Genomic DNA, 18,679 nt, shown 5'->3' with positions numbered 1-18,679 from the left:
CGATTCTTAAGAAAAGAAATTTACCGCATGAGGCTTAATTTTTAAAGAGATAGGTTTAGACAAATCCAGAGGATTGTCTGCTGGCTTTGCAATTTCAAGCTGTTGTCCCTGTAGCTCTACCGCATAAAGATACTCTGTACCTACAAAACGTTCTTGGTTTACTTTAATTTCACCCGAATCAGCATTGAACAACTCAATATTACTAGGTCTGACAAAAATCTTGCCATGCTCACTGGGTAAAGGCTGCTTTGTGAGTGAGTTAACCAGACCAAATTTAGTTTGAAAACTATCATTGCCTGACGGTTTGGCATCAAGATAGATACCTTGCCCAAGAAACTCTGCAACCACTTTGTTTTTTGGTGTTTGAAACAACTCAGTTGGACACCCCAACTGCGCTATTTTACCTTGGTGCATAATTGCTAAGCGATCCGAAAAAGCAAAAGCCTCATCTTTTGAATGGCTAACAAAAATCGCAGATACTTTTTGATCCTTGATAATACTGCGGATATCGCTTATCAACTGAAAACGAACTTGCGCATCAATATTTGAAAAAGGCTCATCAAGGAGTAAAAGATTTGGTTTATACGCCAGTGCTCTCGCAATAGCCACGCGTTGCTGCTGACCACCTGATAACTCATGGGGGTAGCGATTGCCAAATTCACTTAAATGCACAAGCTCCAGCATCTCATCTACGCGCTTTTGCTTGTCGGCTCGGCTCAACTTACTTAGACCAAAAGCTACATTTTGGAACACTGTTAAATGAGGGAACAATGCATAGTCTTGAAACATCATACCAACATTTCTGTTTTGAGGAGGTATGAATGTATCAGTCCCATTTACACACTTAGACCCAATATGAATAGTGCCACTCTGTGGCTTTAGCAGCCCTGCAATTGCTTTCAATGTCGTTGTTTTACCGCACCCACTCGATCCTAGCAGGCAAACAATCTCATTCTCTTTAACGTGTAAGTCAAGGTCATCGATTACGGCTTGACCGTCATAACTATACTGCAAAGATTCGATAGATAAGCTGTACATTACTTTTGTTGCTCCATTGAGCGATTTACTAAATACAGTGGGATTAACCCAACCAACACGATGAATAAAGCCGAAATAGAAGCGAGCTCTAACTGTTCGTCGCTCACGAACTGGAAAACGTGCGTCGCCAGCGTTTCAAAATTAAATGGTCGAAGCAATAACGCTGCAGGAAGCTCTTTCATACACTCAATGAATACCAGCAAGCCCGCGGTCAAAATACCCCGCTTGAGCAATGGTATATGCACCCTACTGAGGGTTTGAAATTTGTTTTTGCCCAATGACGCACTGGCCATATCAATACTTGGGCTAATTCTCACAAAGCTAGCTTCAACCGCGCCGTGTGCTATCGCATAAAACCGCACAACATAGGCAAAAACCATCGCAAATATAGTCCCACTCAGCAATAAACCGGGTTCAAAACCCGTCCCACTAAACCAGCGGTTTAAGTAGTCGTCAAACAGAGTCAATGGCAGTAATACCGCAATCGCCAAAACTGTGCCTGGCAAGGCATAGCCCATGCTGGAAACTTTGCCCGGTAAGCTTTTTGACTTTTGTTCACCGATCCGCTGATAAAACACCACCAATATGCTGAACAAAATAGCGATAAAACTCACATAAAAGCTGATTTTTAAACTCTGCCAAGCATAAGTAAAAAACTCATCATTCCATGCTTGATCAAAATAATCGATTGCATAACTGAATAAGATGCCTACTGGCACAAAAAACGCCACAACCAATATCAAGCTACAAAACAGTGTAGCTATCCAACCAGATTTGCCGTTCAACTCATATAGGCAAGTATCATTTACTGAACTTTGACGCTCGTGCACTACTTTGCTTTTTCGGCTCATCTTTTCCAAAGTAAGCGCTACGAATAAAAATAGCAGCATAATGCCTGAAATTTTTGCTGCTGCGGTCAGAGAATAATATCCCAGCCATGTATCATAAACTGCGGTAGTCAATGTACTAACAGCAAAATAGTGCACAGTTGCAAAGTCCGCCATTGTTTCCATGCTTATCAATGCTAGGGCCGCGACTATCGCACCTCGAGACAATGGCAAACTTACTTTCAAAAAGCTTTGAAATGGTGATAGGCCCATTAACTGGCTAGCTTGAACTAGTTTAAATGACTGTTCGCGTAATGCAGTTTTAAAAATTAAATATAGATAGGGATATAATACGAGCGCTATCATCACGATTGCCCCAGGCAACGTGCGAATATCAAAAAACCAGTAATCATCTGGGCTGGTCCAATTGAACCACTCTCGCAACTTGATCTGTACAGGCCCAGCATAATCCAATAGGTCTGTGTATACGTACGCGATAATATAGGTGGGCATGGCCAGTGGGAGCATCAACGCCCATTCGAATACTCGCTTTCCAGGAAAGTGGCAATAGGCTGTGAGCCAACCCAAAGGTAGTGCAATTAATGCACTTAAGACTAATACCCCTGCAATGAGCCAAACCGTGTTACTAATGTAATCCCAAAGTACAGTATTCCAGAGGTGGGAGAATACTTCAGACTCTCCTTGTAGAGACTCGAAAATAAGAAATGCGAGCGGGGTCGACAGGCATATGCCTATCACCCACGCTGTTAGCTGCCAGTTCGACAGATTAGTTTTTAATTGCATTAAAGGTCAAATTTTACCTCATCAATTAGCTTTAACGCTAACGGACGGTATTTACTTATCTCAGCAAGTGGCAAGCTGTCTTCCTTAAACGCTCCCCAAGAAGCTACCATTTTAGATAATTCGACGCCCGGCTTAACAGGGTACTCCATATTCGTCGATGCATACATATTCTGTGCCTTATTGTCCGACATAAACTCTATGAGTTTCAAGGCATTTTCTTTATTTTTTGCGTACTTTGTTAGTACCACACCTGATACATTTAAGTGTGAACCACGGTTCTTCTGATTTGGGAAGTTAATATAAACAGAGTCAGCCCATGATTTTTGTTTTGCATCAGTCATCATCTTGCCAAAGTAGTAACTGTTGCCTAACGCCACATCACATAGGCCTTCTTTCACTGCTTTTACTTGAGCACGATCATTACCTTGTGGTTTACGTGCTAAGTTATTTTTAACACCAACCAACCATTCTTTTGTTTCAGCTTCACCATGATGTGCAATCATTGATGCCACTAACCCTAGGTTGTACGGGTGTTTACCCGAACGAGTACAGATCTTACCTTTAAACTTAGGATCAGCTAACTCTTCGTAGCTTAATGAGTCAAGTTTGCCTAAACGAGATTTTGATGAGTACACATTACGAACGCGCTTAGTCAGAGCAACCCATTGGCCTTCAGGATCTCGAAATGATTCTGGAATATTTGCTTCGACAGTTTTGCTGTCGATTTTTTGCGTAAGACCTAAGTCTTCTAATTGGATCATCGCACTGAAATTAGACGTAAGAACCAAATCTGCACGAGAGTGTTTACCTTCTCTTTTTACGCGCTCTATCAGCCCTTTTTTTGCAAAAACCACCTTAGTTTTTATACCGGTTTGCTTCGTAAAGTCATCCAGAATTGGCTGAATCAAAAATGGTTGGCGGAAAGAATAGATATTTACTTCGTCTGCTGCAAATGCGGGTAAACAAGTCACAGCGGTCAGTAACGTGACAATAGCTCGTTTCATGAGTGCTCCAAATCCAAACAATTATTATTATCAAGTAATTCTAACGCGATTATAGATAAATTACAGCCCACTAATTTAGGTGTCATAGGCATTATTGTCGCTTTAAGACAATTTTTATGTGAGATATCTCTCACTCTGCTAGTGGATATCTATGAAGATAGCACTAATTTAATCGCCTTATTTAAAGGAACTCTTTGTTATTTAATAATTTTTATTGCAAATATAGAACATAGTCTGTTTTCGGTGAACCGCAACTTAATGTTCAAAGTTTATGTCTAGGCATATACTTAATTTGTCTCTAGGGGAGAGGCAAAGCAGGGAAAAAGGATGTGATTGGCAAAGCAAGGAACTGGATCCCCACATGGAGTATGGAACTTGGATTATGATGTGTTTGCAGGAAGCGAGCATTAAAGTAAGGAAGTTGAAATACAGGAAGTTAGGATGTTAGGGATTTAGGAAGGGTTACGGATTGCCCAATTAAGGAATAACGCAATGGATATCAGCATATGGAATGGCTGAAGCGATAATGGACGGGGTTTTGGAAGACCCAAGTGGAAACATGCAGGAAGCATAAGAGCGCGCAGAACCAAAACACCAAGCGGGCTGTATGGAAATGTGTAAGGAGTTGATCAAATCAACATAGCAGGATGCTATTTAGAAGATTCCGTCAAGCGCGGCTCGAAAGAGTCGCGCTATCTTCGTTGGCATTGACTCAACCGTTTAGCTTACTTCTTTTACCTTTTAAATAGGCATCTCGAAAATCAATAAAGTGCTGCGTAAGATATTCAGCGGCTTGCGGCTCGCCATTTTCAGCTAAGACGACACAGGCTACTTCGGCAGTCCCTAATTGATGCTCGTGAGGAGCTACTCTCAGTTTATAATTGGACAAGCTTTGCGGAGAGATAGAAAGGACTGGCAATGTGTCTAAATATGGACTCTTTCTGAACATTTTCTTTGCTTCACGCCAAGTGCCATCTAAAAAGATATATAACGGTCGCTTACCAAATTCTCGGGAAACACTTTTAATTACTCGCTGTGGCTCAACATTGTCTTCAGGAAAAACAATAATAGGCTGATATGCTTCATTTGACAGCAATGATAGCAATGCGTCATCTGGCTCTGTTCTATCCCATCTAAAAGCGTAATTGTCAGGAACAATATCCGCGATTAGACGCCCAGTGTTAGATGGCTTAAAGCTTTCATTGTGGTACATTAGTAGACAAACTGCACTGTCACAGCTTGCTTGCTTCACTCCGTCACAGATACAAAGTGACTCTGCCAGCAAGCAGGTCTCACAACGGGTGAGTTTAGACCCTCTAGCTTTAAACTCTCTTTTAGATTCAGCAATTTGTTGTGCACGAAGAGCCAATACAGAGTTGCTCAAAATAACCTCCGAAAATAAACGACGGGGTATTGTACCAAGTCTCACAATAAAAGGATAAAAGGAATACTATGAAAATCAGTGCTTCTTCTAGATTAACTTACCGCTTGCTAACACCTGAAGACCGAAATTTACTATTTGCATTGGATCAAGACCCTGAAGTTATGCGCTATATAAATGGCGGTAAACCAAACTCACAAGCAGATATTGATAATATTTTTATACCCAGACTCAAACAATTCACCTACGCAGAAAAAGGTTGGGGGCTGTGGGGGTGTTTTTTAGAACCACAAAAAGTCTTTATTGGTTGGGTTTTAGTGCGACCTATGGACTTTTTTACTGAGCAAAGGGATGACAATAACTTAGAAATTGGTTGGCGATTTATGCAGTCTCATTGGGGGAAAGGCTTTGCATCCGAGGCAGCGCAACAAGTTTGCGAAGCACTGATAAGTAACCAAGTGTGCAATACTCTCACGGCCGTAGCATTACATGATAATTTAGGTTCAATTAAAATTATGGAAAAAGTCGGTCTGCTATACAAAGAAACAAAGTTACACCGAGATCCTTTGGGTGATGCTCAAGTTGTTGTATATGAAAAGCAATTATAGAAATGCCAGCTGCTAGAGCATAGTTACTCTAGCAGCCTGTTTTAGTTACATTGAAAGGAATATAACCAAGAACCCGCCAAGCGCTAAGCGATAAATAACAAATGGTAACATGCCCATTTTTTCTATTACTTTTAAGAAAAAGTGAATACACGCATAGGCTGCAAAAAATGAGAGCACTGCACCTGTTACAATATCCATGGCATTGAACTCTGTACCTTCTGATAACAATTTGTAAGTTAAATAACTACCTGCCGCGGCAATAACGGGAATAGACATCAAAAAGGAAAATCTAGCTGCACTTTGTTTATTCAGCCCCATCATTAAGCCCACCGTCATGGTAATGCCTGAACGTGAAGTACCAGGTAGAATCATTGCAATAACTTGAGATAAACCAATACACAATGCCATTAGCCAGTTCACTTGATAAATTGTCTTAACTTGCTTTGCAGTTTTGTCTGCATACCACAACAACAAACCAAAACCGATTGTCGTTCCAGCAATAATCCAAGCATTACGAGAAAACTCTTCTACAAAATCTTTCGCAAAATAACCGATAATAAGAGATGGTAGTGTTGCTAATAGGATAAACCAACCTAGCTTACTGTCTTCTGTTGTTCCTTGGCTGCCAAAAGATTTAAACCAAGCGGTTAGGATCTCCGATACTTCTTTACGAAAGTAAATTACCACCGCGAATAATGTGCCAACATGAACTGCGACATCAAATGCCAACCCTTGATCTTGCCAACCCAATACTTGCGAAGGAAGGATCAAGTGAGCAGAACTAGATATGGGTAAGAACTCAGTCAGCCCCTGAATTAAGGCAAGTACAATTATTTCAATAATGCTCATTTTACTTTACAGCTCCACTTTCCATAGTTTTTGAGAGGGGTTATGATAATTTTGCCAAATAGTTTGTATTGTCTCGCCAACCACAGGGTGCTTTACCTGCGCTGCCACCTCAGACAGGGGTAATAAAACAAATGCATTTTTGGTGATTTCATCTCTAGGCAATTGTGCGGGCAATTCACAAATCAGGTCGTCATACATAAGAAGATCTAAGTCTAGAGTTCTAGGGCTGAACTTTTTATCCCCTCTCGTACGGCCATTATCATGTTCAATTTGTTTTAGTATCTGACAAACTTGTTCCACATTTAGTGACGTGGTGGCCGCAAAGACTGAATTAAAAAAATTTCTACCGCTAAATCCAACTGGCTCACTTTCGTACACGTTAGAATGTCTATAATCAGGAAAGCGCTCAATTAACGCTCTCAAACCATTTTGAAAATGTCGCTCTCTTTCTATATTAGAGCCTATACTGATGTAAATTTCTGCCATTAGTTTTTTGTCCGAAAGATCTCAATACCCACCGTTTGCGCCTGAGACACTGCCGCGGGTTTGCTGACTTTTATTTTCACGTCGCTGACGGCAAACTCGTTGAGAATCATTTCTGCCAAACGCTCCAATAACGTCTCAAGTAATTCAACTTGTATCGATGTGGAGAGCGCAATTACACGCTCACTGACGTTGGCATAATCAACAGTTAAATTGATGTCATCCGTCTTAGCAGCTTGGGTAATATCTGTAGACATTTCAATATCAAAATAAAGGCTTTGTTTACTTTCTTTCTCAAAGTCGTAAACTCCTATTATGGTCTCGACGTGCAATTGCGAGATATAGACCTTGTCCATGTATACTCCTAGCATGACTAAAACAGGTCGGCTCTATAAATTTAGCCGTGTAAAAAGAATCGCGATCATAGCCCAAATTAAAGCAAGAAAAAATAAGGAAGCTTGTGTTAGTCATTTTAATGTGTGTTTGTGCTTATTTATTTGGATCAATTTCCTCGGCGATTTTAATCTCTAGGGTATTTTCATTGCCAGATCCTCGCTTTTCGGGTTCCAATAACCCCGGCGCAACAAACGTACTTAGACTAGGCGGAAAACTTCCTGCAGCATTAGTCCTAATCTTCGACGTGTTAAAAGGCACTATTCCAGTTTGGGGAGCTTACTTTCTCAATATAGAACCAGTTTGGCTAGGTGCAGTCGCAGTTTCCGCCTGCCTTGGGCACATATATCCAATCTTTTTTCATTTTAATGGCGGAAAAGCAGTTGCCACAGCATTTGGTGCTCTGCTGCCTATTGGGTTATCTCTGGCAGGGTTGTTAATTTTAACGTGGCTACTTATTTTGTGGGCCTTTCGTTTCTCCTCTCTAGCAGCAATTGTTACTGTTGCGGCAGCGCCTTTGTACACTTGGCTGATAAAACCTCAATATACATTGCCAGTTGGCTTTTTAACGGTTTTAATCATCTTTAGGCACAGAGCAAACATCTCTAGACTCATGCAGGGCAAAGAGCCTAGAGTTGGGAAGAAAAAAGAAGATAACGCCAATTAAGATACTGGCGGCAAGCTGTCAAGTGGCCAACGCGGTTGGGTTTTCATATCTAATGGCGCGACCTGACCCGCTTTAAGGCGTTGCATACCTGCAAATGCAATCATTGCGCCATTATCTGTACAGAACTCTGTTCTTGGGTAATAAACACGGCCTTGCATCCCTTGCATCATCCGCTCTAATTTACCTCTCAGTTCAACATTTGCGCTTACACCACCTGCAATCACTAAACGCTTAATACCCGTTTGCTTTAACGCACGCTTACACTTAATTGCTAAAGTATCAATCACTGCGGTTTGAAAAGCGTGGGCGATATCAGCCTTAGTTTGCTCATCAGTACCTTCATTCTTAATGGTGTTTGCAGCTGCTGTTTTAAGTCCGCTAAAACTAAAATCTAATCCTGGCCTATCTGTCATTGGTCTTGGGAATACAAACCTTTGCGGCGTGCCTTGCATCGCCAGTTTAGCTAATAATGGCCCTCCTGGGTAATCCAAGCCCAGTAGTTTAGCTGTTTTATCAAATGCTTCGCCTGCTGCATCATCTACTGACTCACCAAGGATTTCATACTCACCAATACCTGCTACTTTGACCATCATGGTGTGTCCACCAGACACTAGCAACGCCACAAAAGGAAACTCAGGTTTATCCTCTTCCAACATAGGTGCTAATAGATGACCTTCCATATGGTGCACTGCAACAGCAGGAATATTCCACCCAAATGCAAGTGAACGACCGATAGATGTACCCACCAATAGCGCACCAACCAATCCTGGTCCCGCAGTATATCCAATACCATCTAAAGACTCAGGGCCACAACCAGCTTGTTTAAATGCCGCTTCAATCAATGGAATCGTTTTTCTAACGTGATCTCGAGAGGCTAATTCTGGCACAACACCGCCATAATCAGCGTGTACTTTTACTTGGCTGTACAGTTGATGAGCCAAGAGCCCTTGTTCATCATCATAAATAGCAATACCGGTTTCATCACAGGAAGATTCAATACCTAAAATACGCAACCTTGTTCTCCACTACTCTACTTTATTTACGACTAAGCTGACTCAATTGCCAAGCCAATATTAGTTTGCCCGTCACTGACGGCCTGTGCTTTAAGTTGTTTGATTGAGTCAGAAGTGATTCTGCCCATACCTTCGACAAAATCAATTAACTCTGCCAACACTTCTATTTCGTATTGCATCAGAGGATGTTCTCTAACCAACTTGTTGTCAGGCGTCACGTCTTCCGAAATCAATAGAAACTCGATGTATCTAGCAACGGTAGCCTGAGAAATTTTGGCGACATTTACAAATTCAACATCATCTTTGGTCATTAAACCTTGAATAAACCCGAGCAGAGCTGTCGAAACATCAATTGCTGGATATGTTCCAAACATATCAAAATCAGCCAGTTCAGGAACATTTGGCTCAATTTTTTCAATTTGCTTTTCTAGACTAATTTTGCTCTTTGGCAAAAGTAGTTTTTCCCAACATAAATTCAACGCATTTCTGAAAACCTGCTCATCGCCAAATCCAGTCGCTTCACTGAAAAGCCCATAGTTCGGAGTCATGCGCTCTAAGATAGCAGCAGCCAGCGCTGCTTTTTGTAAGTAATTAAGTTCTCTAATTCGCTGAAAGTTATTTGCTTTGCTCATATTCACTTCCACAATGCCAACAACTTTGAAATGCAGCCCCATTGTGCTCATTACAGTTTTGGCATTGCCAATCTTCATTTGATTTTGACTGGTGATAGTTTACCAATATTTCTTCACCAAGGGGCAACTTTATCGCGGGTACTAGGATCTTTATTGCGCTATTCGCAAAAGGGAGTTCACCAAGTGACGAACTTAGCGCTTCACCCTGAAGTTTAGTCATGATTCTAGCTTGCTTAAGCAAACCATTAACCAAGTGTGCCTCAATGACATTATCTGTACTGAACAAGCAACACCAAGTATCCCATTCGTTTTCCATAGCGTCCAAATCTAATTTTGCTATCATAAACAATATTGTAGTGTGTAAATTGGAAGAGCTCTATGACTCTCACAACTCCGGGACTACTTTTTCCCGCCATCTCTTTACTGTTGCTTGCCTATACCAATCGATTCTTAGTGCTCGCCCAGCTGATTCGAGAACTTAACGCCAGAGAAGGTGATACTTTACGTTCGCTAGTAGTTCAACAAATTAATAATTTGAAAAAGCGCATCAAACTCATCAGGCTCATGCAAGCTTGGGGTGTGTTTTCGTTTTTACTTTGTACGCTATCCATGTTTGCACTGTTTATTGAAGTCAATCTACTAGGCATTATTTTATTCGGTGCCAGCTTATGTTGCTTAATAGCCTCCTTAATTCTCTCTCTATATGAAATCCATATTTCATGTGACGCGATAGAAATTGAACTCAACAATATTGAAAAAAAGCCGATGCAAGAGTAAGCATCTCTCATTGGCCTGACTATACTGACAATAACAACAGTAACAGGCGGGCCGTTTGTGAGTGGTTTTCTTTTTTCAAATGAACAACTAAGAGAAGAAGCGCAAATTCCTAAAGATGACGCCTTCTGGGATGTTCTCGTCGTTGACGATGAAGAGGACATCCACCAAGTAACAAAGTTAGTACTTTCAGACTTTAGATTTGAAGAAAAGTCACTGCGATTTCATCATGCTTACTCAGCACAGCAAGCAATGGAAATCCTCGAAAGTGATAACTCAATATCAGTTGGTTTAATTGATGTTGTGATGGAAAACAACCATGCCGGATTGGACCTCATAAAATTTATCCGAAACGATATTGCCAATCACGATATTCGGCTTATTCTAAGAACAGGGCAACCGGGAGAGGCACCTGAAGAGTCAGTTATACGTGATTATGATATCAATGATTACAAAAACAAAACTGAGCTTACTGCGGTTAAGCTCAAAACGCTGCTCTACTCCGCTCTGCGCTCGCACCGGGATTTACAAACTATCGAGTTACATAAAAAGGGACTGGAACGTATTATCGCAGCATCATCTAGTTTCTTAGAATGTGACAATGTCCATGATTTTGCCTCAACCATCCTTGACCACGTTGCACAAGTACTCGGATTGTCCGACTCAGAGATATATTGTGCTGCAGCTACTAATAGGCAAACTGACTCAGGCTCACAATTCAAATTACTAGCAGCATCAGGGGAAGGCGTTGAACCCAGCTCTGAGAAAATCCCCAATAATGTCAAGAACTTATTTATTGAAACACACAACAGAAAAACTTCTTGCAAGTCTTGCAATGAATATGTCGGCTATTTCACCTCGAAAGGTGGGCTGGAAACCATGCTCTATGTCAGCAAAAAAAGTTCCTTGCGCAGCACTGATTGCCAACTGTTAGAATTCTTTGCAAACAATATTGCGCTCGCTCATGATAATTTAAAACTCAGAGAAACAGTAAAAGAATCTCAGCGAGAACTCTCCTATATTTTGGGTGAAGCTGTCGAAAAACGTTCGAAAGAAACTGGCTCACATGTAAAGCGGGTTGCGATGTACAGCAAATTACTTGCTGAGCTATACGGCATTAATAGCTACAAAGCCGAAATAATAAAAATGGCTTCTCCATTGCACGATATTGGAAAAATAGGTATACCCGACGTGATCCTAAACAAACCCGGTAAACTTACTAGTGACGAATGGGAATTAATGCAGACGCATGCTCAATTGGGGTACGAGATATTGAAAAATTCTACGAATGAAATTTTACAATGTGGCGCAACAATTGCCCATCAACATCATGAAAAGTGGGATGGAAGCGGATACCCTCAAGGGCTCAGCGGTGAAAATATCGATATAGTCGGCAGAATTACTGCGTTAGCGGATGTTTTCGACGCTCTCGGAAGTAAAAGATGCTACAAGACAGCTTGGCCAATGGAAAAAGTCATTTCTGAGATTAAATCTCAAAAATCCAAGCAATTTGATCCCAAATTAGTTGATTTGTTTATAAATAATCTGGAACAATTCATTTTAATCAGGGATAACCATCCCGACTAAAATTTTGTAAGCGAAATGTAAAAAATTCACTTGGATGTTTCCTTAAACTGTATTAGTATTAGGAAATCAACGTTATGATTGCATTTTTGTTGAAATAAAAGGAATTTCAAATGAGATTTGAACAACTTGAGCAATTTGTTGCTCTTGGCAACCTTCGTCATTTTAGACAAGCTGCCGAACAAACCCAGATCAGTACTTCTGCGTTGACCAGAAGTATACAAACTCTGGAAGATGAAATTGGGTGTGAGCTCGTAAAGCGCTCGACACGATCAGTGAAATTAACTGAACAGGGAGAGCTGTTTTTAAATTATTGTAAGGCTACTTTGAGTGAGCTTGATGTAACCAAAAATACAATTAAGCAGAGCTTATTTGGTAGAGATCAACAGAAGCTAGTTGTTGGGTATACTGCCAAAGCCAGTGAAATTGTTCCTATGTCATGTGGTAAGTTTTTGGCTGACTACCCAAATGTTAAAATTGAGATGCAGCTTCTTGATGAGCATGAATTGACCAGGAAGGTTCAATTGGGTGAAGTTGACATCAGTGTCTACCTGTCTTCTGCGACCAGCTTAGTCAGCGATATTCATTTACCTGATCAGCTTATTTTATTCGTTTCTAAGATGCACCCTCTTGCCTCACAAGACTGCATTCGTAGAGCGGAATTATCACAGTATCCAATGTACGGCTGTTTTTCTCAATCAAAGCAAGTACAAAGTATGCTAAATGAGGCTGTAGAAGGTCTTAATAAATCGACTAGCGTTAAAATAGGTAATATCACACAAGTTATAGATGGCTTGAAGTGCAGTCAAAGTTTTGCAATTGCGAGCATTGAGCATTCTAAAACAATTGCACAAGACCCTGAATTGGCACTATTAAAAACTAATAAAGACGATAGTCATGAGCAGTTAGTTATTAATACAAACCATCAGATCAGTGGTAATACCCATGTGAGTAGCTTACTTAAGCTCATTGAAAAAACAGCGGGTCAATTACAAATGAATAGTGCGCCAGTGCATTCTTAATTTCTCTTCTACTTGACGCACAAAGCCCACATCAAATTAACTTAGATGTGGGCAAGTGTTACCCCAAAAGTATTCCAACAAACAATACTAAACCGACATAGTTGTTATTTAAGAATGATTTAAAGCATGTATCTCTGTCCCGAGAAGCTATCTCTTTTTGTAGGTACAGTAAAACCATAGCTGCAATGCCAAACGCCACCCAAAACCATATTCCCAGACTATACATCAAGGCCACAGAAGCCATTATTGCCATAAAGCCAAGGTTTAATAATGCAATAATATGCCTGTCCCACTTTCCAAATAAAATCGCGGTTGATTTGATCCCAATTTTTAGATCATCATCCCTATCTACCATGGCATACATTGTATCGTAAGCAACGGTCCACAATAAGTTTGCGACAAATAGATACCATGCAATCATCGGTACTTCACCAGATTCTGCCATAAATGACATAGGTATACCCCAACTAAATGCAGCTCCCAATACGACTTGTGGTAAATGTGTATATCGCTTCATAAAAGGGTACATGGCGGCTAAAATCACCCCACCAACAGACAGCAAAATTGTTTGCCAGTTTAGTAAAAGCACCAGCCCAAAAGAGAGTAAAACCAACACAAAAAACAAACATAATGCTTCTTTTGATGACACTGCGCCCCTAGCTAATGGTCGCAAAGCCGTGCGTTTTACCGCTCCATCCACTTTGCGATCTGCAAAATCATTAATTACACAGCCAGCACTGCGCATAAGAAAAGTCCCCATTGCAAATACGAATATATGCAACAAACTAGGGGAGCCCTCTGAAGCTAACCACAAGCTCCACATTGTTGGCCATAAAAGTAGAAATGTACCTATGGGTTTATCCAAACGCATAAGCTGTTTGTACTCTGGGTAATTCGATAGCTGCAAAACTGCACTTTTCATTTATTCAATTCCATTGTTGAATATTTCGCATACTAAAACTTTAGCATTTTGATTAGTGAATATACTGCGCCTTGCAAAAAAAGGCTCTGAAGGTGAACAAAATAGCTCTGAAAGCTGCTCTTGGCTCTTTGCGCATTGGATATGGCAAACTTCTAACTCTCCGCGGCTCCAATCTGACTCTTGAAACAGCCTCTCTCCCAAGGGCTTATTTCCTACATTACTGAGGCCGAGTTCATTAGCTTCATCTGTAATCCAGCTCTGAGCGTAAACGTGCGGTGCATCATCGCACAACAACAGTACTTCCCGACATAAGCTCTTATTCACGCCTGTGCCTAGTAACTTTGCTATATTCTCTGGTGGCGTTATCAACTTCTCTTCTAACACTTGTACTTTGAAATGTTCACACTGGCTTTTGAGTAATGCGGTCAGAGAGCCCTGCTCAACTAATCTATTGTGCAGCCATAACGGTGCTCTTTCTTTCAGTTGGTTGACGCCACACCACTGATAATCTAGGGAAATAGGATTTTTTTGCAATTCAATTATTCAATAAGGACTAAATCGCCGTCATGATACCAAAGCTTGGCAACGCAAAAAAGTTTGTGATTATCTTATTGCCTGCTGTTCATGTTTTAGATTTAAGTATAAACTAAGCTTATTATTGATATTTGGTTACTTTTTTAGGCGATTATGGTTCGTTTTCATTTATTGTTAATAGCACTATTGGTAAGTACCTTAAGTTTTAAGCTAAAAGCTGAGTCCACTGTAGGCTATTACGGTTTCGAACCCGATATCATCACCAATTATATCGGCCAATCTAATAAGAAGTTAGGATATGTTAGGGTCACTATCGACCTCATGCTAGACGATATTTCTAATATTGCCGTTGTGGAACATCATACTCCGCTGCTTCGAGATGCAATCGTACAGATCCTGAGTAAGGAACCGGAAGAAACCATCAAGTCTTTGACTGGACGAGAAGAGATCAGACAACGATGTGCAGCCAAATTAAAGACATTGCTAAAAGAAGAAACTGGGCAGGAAATCATCAGAGAAGTACTTTTTACTAAGTACCTTTACCACTGATTTGGGCGTAAATGAAAGCTACGCTTATCCCTGACAATAAACCAAATAGATGTGCCCAATTGGCCATACTAATGAAGAGCACATCGGCAAACCCTAGTACCATCCAAATCAACATAAACCCGATGCAGAGCTTTAACAGTATAGGTGTTTGATGAGGGTTTAATACTGAATATATCCAGTAAAATCCTAACTGAGCATAGACAACACCGCTCAAGCCCCCAAACTCAGCATCAACCATTAAAAACTGTGCCCAATTGCTGATCAGCGCACTCGATAAAAACACCGCCAACAACGCATAAAGCCCAGCTTTTGTGACAATTTGATTACCAAGATAAAGCCACCAGCTAAGATTAAACAATAGATGAATTACACCAAAGTGAACAACAGCTGGTGTGAACCAAGTAATGGGTTTGTTTACATCAAATTTAAGCGCATTAAAAATACTATTGGCATCAAAAATAAAGAAACTAACAAACTGAAAAATACAGATTACAGCAACTAACTGTAAAAACCAATTGAGACAGATAATGCGCGAAAATAGACTAAGATTAGCACGCTCACCTTTTTTGGGGTTGTGGGTCGAACCGATTCGCCATGATGCTTGGCTGTATTTATCGTTATATGGGTCCGCTAAGAACTCCTGCCAATGTGGTGAGGCTTGCAGATAGTCTTGCTCTTCAACCCACACAGTGACAATACGACCATCTTGACTGTGCACTTTGCTATGAATACCGTGAGTCTTTAGGTAGTCAACGACTCCTTGAACCGCCCGAGGGTCAGAAAAGGAGCCTAAGATTTTCATCTTTCAATACTGTCTGGTTGGGACTGCTCCCATTGGGTAAATCCACCATCCATACTGTAAACATCTTCAAAGCCCTGCTCGACCAAATAATTTGCAGCACTTTGAGAACTAATTCCGTGATAACACACTATGATGATCGGTTGCTCAAACTCTTTTTCTTGCATAAATCGGGCAAGATTTTCATTTGAGAGATGTTCAGAACCAGGAATGTGACCCGTTGCAAAAGAATTTGGATCTCGGATATCTGCAATCACGACATCTTCTCGAGACATCATCTCATGGGTTTGCTCAATAGTGATATGTTTAAAAGACATCTTACTCTCTTTAAAAAGCTTTTATAATTGCGGCCAACCATCTCCTAGCTAACCGCAACAACACTCAACGAGTGTAATATATTTAATTGGCTTATTCAGTCCAGTTTAAAATCACTTTGCCCGATTGGCCAGAGATCATTGTATCAAAACCTTTTTGGAAATCATCCACATGGAATTCATGCGTAATGATAGGGTCAAGGTTTAAGCCAGATTGAATAAGGCTTGCCATCTTGTACCAAGTTTCAAACATTTCTCGTCCATAAATACCTTTGATAACAAGGCCTTTGAAAATAACTTGATTCCAATCGACAGCCATATCGCTCGGTGGAATACCCAACATAGCAATCTTGCCACCATGGTTCATGTTATTGAGCATGCTATTGAAAGCAACTGGCACACCAGACATTTCTAAACCAACATCAAAACCTTCGGTCATGCCTAATTCTTGCATAACATCTTCTAGCTTTTCTGTAGCAACATTTACAGCCTTGGTAGCGCCCATTTTTCTTGCTAATTCAAGGCGATACTCATTAACGTCTGTGATTACAACGTGACGGGCACCAACGTGCTTAGCCACTGCAGCAGCCATAATACCAATTGGTCCTGCACCAGTAATCAATACGTCTTCACCAACTAAATCGAATGATAGTGCTGTGTGAACTGCATTACCAAATGGGTCAAAAATAGAGGCTAATTCATCAGAAATATTATCAGGAATCTTAAATGCATTATATGCAGGGATAACAAGGTACTCGGCGAATGAACCTTCTCTATTGACACCAACACCTACGGTGTTGCGACATAAATGAACGCGTCCTGCGCGACAGTTACGGCAGTGCCCACACGTAATATGACCTTCACCAGATACGCGGTCTCCAACACTGAATCCTCGCACCTCTTGTCCCATATCAACAATTTCACCGACATACTCATGGCCAACAACCATTGGCGTAGGAATTGTATTTTGCGACCACTCATCCCATTTGTAAATATGGACATCCGTACCACAGATAGCTGTTTTACGGATCTTGATTAGTAAGTCATTGTGCCCCATTTCTGGTTTTGGCACATCTGTCATCCAGATCCCTTCTTCAGCTTTCAACTTGGATAATGCTTTCATAATATTCACTCGTTAGAAAGTAGGTGCCAAAAAAGGCACCTAGCTATTAAATCACACCTAAATCTTTACCAATGCGGATAAATGCAGCGATAGCCTTATCTAACTGCTCTTTAGTATGTGCAGCTGAGATTTGTGTACGGATACGTGCTTGACCCTTTGGAACGACAGGGTACGAGAAACCAATTACATAAATACCTTCTGCAAGTAGTCTATCTGACATCTCTGCCGCAACTTTCGCATCGCCAAGCATTACAGGAATAATTGCATGATCTTTACCTGCACATGTAAAGCCTGCTGCTTCCATCTCTGTACGGAAATGCGCTGCATTCTCCCATAGTTTTTCACGCAGCTCTTTGCCGTCTTTTAGCATATCTAATACACGAATAGAGGCCGTAACGATTGATGGTGCTAATGAGTTAGAGAATAAGTATGGACGTGAACGTTGACGTAACCACTCAACGATTTCTTTTTTACCAGATGTGTAACCACCAGATGCACCACCTAACGCTTTACCCAAAGTACCAGTAATGATGTCAACACGGTCCATAACACCACAGTACTCTGGGGTACCAGCACCATTCTCACCAACAAAACCTACAGCGTGAGAATCGTCAACCATTACCAAAGCGTCATACTTATCTGCAAGATCACACACAGCTTTAAGGTTACAGATCACACCATCCATTGAAAACACGCCATCAGTCGCAATCAGCTTAGTCTTTGCACCTGCTTCAGTCGCTGCAATTAACTGCTGCTCTAGATCTGCCATGTCGTTGTTCGCGTAACGGAAGCGTTTCGCTTTACATAGACGAACCCCATCAATAATTGAGGCATGATTCAATGAATCTGAAATAATCGCATCTTCTGGGCCTAAAATTGTTTCGAATAAGCCTGCATTCGCATCAAAGCATGAAGAGTATAAAATCGTATCTTCAGTTTTTAGGAATGCGCTGATTTTTTCTTCCAACGTCTTGTGAATATCTTGCGTACCACAAATGAAACGTACCGAGGCAACGCCAAAACCGTGATCAGAAAGCCCCTGTTTTGCAGCTTCAATCAGCTCTGGGTGGTTTGCTAAGCCTAAATAATTGTTTGCACAAAAATTGATTACACTTTCACCTGTTGAAACCGCAATTTCAGCTTGTTGCTGTGAAGTGATAATACGTTCTTTTTTATATAAACCTTCAGCTTTTACTTCTTCTATTTGTTGTTGAAGTTGGCTGTAAAATGCCGCTGCTCTCATGTAGAGTCTCCATTGGTTGCACGGAGTGTGTATACATTACTTTGCCTAAGTACTAAACACACTGTCTGAATAACGAATCACATAGTCGCTAACCCATTAGGTTAACCACTCTTGTT

The 18,679-nt window shown here is 40.9% G+C and carries 22 protein-coding genes; 6 read left to right on the top strand and 16 right to left on the bottom strand.

Features of this window, described 5'->3' with window-relative positions; genetic code table 11:
* Positions 1-6 precede the first annotated feature (6 nt).
* From N475_RS01680 to N475_RS01665, 4 genes are all read right to left on the bottom strand, one after another.
* A complete protein-coding gene (locus N475_RS01680; RefSeq protein WP_063359380.1) occupies positions 7-1,038 on the bottom strand; it encodes an ABC transporter ATP-binding protein in 1,032 nt (343 codons plus the stop codon).
* A complete protein-coding gene (locus N475_RS01675) occupies positions 1,038-2,669 on the bottom strand; it encodes an ABC transporter permease (protein WP_063359381.1) in 1,632 nt (543 codons plus the stop codon). Before N475_RS01675 ends, N475_RS01680 begins: the two co-directional genes overlap by 1 nt.
* Positions 2,669-3,673 (bottom strand): Fe(3+) ABC transporter substrate-binding protein, encoded by a 1,005-nt coding sequence (locus tag N475_RS01670; protein ID WP_063359382.1) that lies wholly within the window; start codon positions 3,671-3,673, stop codon positions 2,669-2,671. Before N475_RS01670 ends, N475_RS01675 begins: the two co-directional genes overlap by 1 nt.
* Before the next feature lie 712 nt (positions 3,674-4,385).
* Complete coding sequence (locus N475_RS01665) at positions 4,386-5,057, bottom strand: tRNA-uridine aminocarboxypropyltransferase (protein ID WP_063359383.1); 672 nt, start codon at positions 5,055-5,057, stop codon at positions 4,386-4,388.
* Between the two features lie 68 nt (positions 5,058-5,125).
* Between N475_RS01665 and N475_RS01660 the strand changes: the two genes are divergently transcribed.
* On the top strand, positions 5,126-5,662 hold the full coding sequence (locus N475_RS01660) for a GNAT family N-acetyltransferase (protein WP_063359384.1): 537 nt from the start codon (positions 5,126-5,128) through the stop codon (positions 5,660-5,662).
* Between the two features lie 45 nt (positions 5,663-5,707).
* Here N475_RS01660 and N475_RS01655 read toward each other — a convergent pair whose 3' ends face one another.
* From N475_RS01655 to folB, 3 genes are read right to left on the bottom strand one after another with little or no spacing between them, the layout of a single operon-like run.
* Positions 5,708-6,511 (bottom strand): undecaprenyl-diphosphate phosphatase, encoded by an 804-nt coding sequence (locus N475_RS01655; protein ID WP_063359385.1) that lies wholly within the window; start codon positions 6,509-6,511, stop codon positions 5,708-5,710.
* A 6-nt stretch (positions 6,512-6,517) separates the two neighbouring features.
* Positions 6,518-6,997 (bottom strand): 2-amino-4-hydroxy-6-hydroxymethyldihydropteridine diphosphokinase, encoded by a 480-nt coding sequence (gene folK / locus N475_RS01650; RefSeq protein WP_063359386.1) that lies wholly within the window; start codon positions 6,995-6,997, stop codon positions 6,518-6,520.
* A complete protein-coding gene (gene folB, locus N475_RS01645; RefSeq protein ID WP_063359387.1) occupies positions 6,997-7,350 on the bottom strand; it encodes a dihydroneopterin aldolase in 354 nt (117 codons plus the stop codon). The genes folK and folB overlap by 1 nt, the downstream gene beginning before the upstream one ends.
* A gap of 104 nt (positions 7,351-7,454) precedes the next feature.
* Here folB and plsY point away from each other — a divergent pair, with 104 nt between their 5' ends.
* A complete protein-coding gene (plsY, locus tag N475_RS01640; protein ID WP_142046958.1) occupies positions 7,455-8,054 on the top strand; it encodes a glycerol-3-phosphate 1-O-acyltransferase PlsY in 600 nt (199 codons plus the stop codon).
* Here plsY and tsaD read toward each other — a convergent pair.
* The 3 genes from tsaD to N475_RS01625 are packed head-to-tail and all read right to left on the bottom strand — an operon-like array spanning position 8,051 to position 10,042.
* Positions 8,051-9,067, bottom strand: coding sequence for a tRNA (adenosine(37)-N6)-threonylcarbamoyltransferase complex transferase subunit TsaD (tsaD, locus tag N475_RS01635; protein WP_063364570.1), 1,017 nt, complete (start codon positions 9,065-9,067; stop codon positions 8,051-8,053). The two genes, plsY and tsaD, sit on opposite strands and share 4 nt — an antisense overlap.
* 32 nt (positions 9,068-9,099) lie before the next feature.
* A complete protein-coding gene (locus tag N475_RS01630) occupies positions 9,100-9,699 on the bottom strand; it encodes a YjaG family protein (RefSeq protein WP_063359390.1) in 600 nt (199 codons plus the stop codon).
* Complete coding sequence (locus N475_RS01625) at positions 9,683-10,042, bottom strand: putative signal transducing protein (protein ID WP_227008381.1); 360 nt, start codon at positions 10,040-10,042, stop codon at positions 9,683-9,685. Before N475_RS01625 ends, N475_RS01630 begins: the two co-directional genes overlap by 17 nt.
* 35 nt (positions 10,043-10,077) lie before the next feature.
* Between N475_RS01625 and N475_RS01620 the strand changes: the two genes are divergently transcribed.
* The 3 genes from N475_RS01620 to N475_RS01610 all read left to right on the top strand — a co-directional run bounded on the left by N475_RS01620 (position 10,078) and on the right by N475_RS01610 (position 13,079).
* On the top strand, positions 10,078-10,476 hold the full coding sequence (locus tag N475_RS01620; RefSeq protein WP_063359391.1) for a DUF2721 domain-containing protein: 399 nt from the start codon (positions 10,078-10,080) through the stop codon (positions 10,474-10,476).
* 57 nt (positions 10,477-10,533) lie between these two features.
* Positions 10,534-12,060, top strand: a complete 1,527-nt coding sequence (locus N475_RS01615; RefSeq protein ID WP_063359392.1) for a DUF3369 domain-containing protein — start codon at positions 10,534-10,536, stop codon at positions 12,058-12,060.
* Positions 12,061-12,170: 110 nt separating this feature from the next.
* A complete protein-coding gene (locus N475_RS01610) occupies positions 12,171-13,079 on the top strand; it encodes a LysR family transcriptional regulator (RefSeq protein WP_063359393.1) in 909 nt (302 codons plus the stop codon).
* Positions 13,080-13,137: 58 nt separating this feature from the next.
* Here N475_RS01610 and ubiA read toward each other — a convergent pair whose 3' ends face one another.
* Both ubiA and N475_RS01600 read right to left on the bottom strand, forming a co-directional pair.
* Positions 13,138-14,001, bottom strand: a complete 864-nt coding sequence (gene ubiA / locus N475_RS01605) for a 4-hydroxybenzoate octaprenyltransferase (RefSeq protein ID WP_063359394.1) — start codon at positions 13,999-14,001, stop codon at positions 13,138-13,140.
* Positions 14,002-14,535: a chorismate--pyruvate lyase family protein gene (locus N475_RS01600; protein ID WP_063359395.1), complete on the bottom strand. Its 534-nt coding sequence runs from the start codon at positions 14,533-14,535 to the stop codon at positions 14,002-14,004.
* A 153-nt stretch (positions 14,536-14,688) separates the two neighbouring features.
* Between N475_RS01600 and N475_RS01595 the strand changes: the two genes are divergently transcribed.
* On the top strand, positions 14,689-15,084 hold the full coding sequence (locus N475_RS01595) for a flagellar basal body-associated protein FliL (protein WP_063359396.1): 396 nt from the start codon (positions 14,689-14,691) through the stop codon (positions 15,082-15,084).
* Here N475_RS01595 and glpG read toward each other — a convergent pair.
* The 4 genes from glpG to N475_RS01575 form a co-directional block, all read right to left on the bottom strand.
* Positions 15,065-15,886 (bottom strand): rhomboid family intramembrane serine protease GlpG, encoded by an 822-nt coding sequence (gene glpG, locus N475_RS01590; RefSeq protein ID WP_063359397.1) that lies wholly within the window; start codon positions 15,884-15,886, stop codon positions 15,065-15,067. The two genes, N475_RS01595 and glpG, sit on opposite strands and share 20 nt — an antisense overlap.
* Entirely contained in the window at positions 15,883-16,200 is a 318-nt protein-coding gene (glpE, locus tag N475_RS01585) for a thiosulfate sulfurtransferase GlpE (protein WP_063359398.1), read from the bottom strand. Before glpE ends, glpG begins: the two co-directional genes overlap by 4 nt.
* A gap of 91 nt (positions 16,201-16,291) precedes the next feature.
* Positions 16,292-17,320, bottom strand: coding sequence for an L-threonine 3-dehydrogenase (gene tdh / locus N475_RS01580; protein WP_063359399.1), 1,029 nt, complete (start codon positions 17,318-17,320; stop codon positions 16,292-16,294).
* A gap of 46 nt (positions 17,321-17,366) precedes the next feature.
* Positions 17,367-18,563, bottom strand: coding sequence for a glycine C-acetyltransferase (locus N475_RS01575; RefSeq protein ID WP_063359400.1), 1,197 nt, complete (start codon positions 18,561-18,563; stop codon positions 17,367-17,369).
* Positions 18,564-18,679 lie beyond the last annotated feature (116 nt).

Source organism: Pseudoalteromonas luteoviolacea DSM 6061, assembly GCF_001625655.1.
Lineage (GTDB): Bacteria > Pseudomonadota > Gammaproteobacteria > Enterobacterales > Alteromonadaceae > Pseudoalteromonas > Pseudoalteromonas luteoviolacea.
The sequence above is the reverse complement of the archived record's forward strand: the minus strand, read 5'-3'. Positions and strand labels throughout refer to the sequence as shown.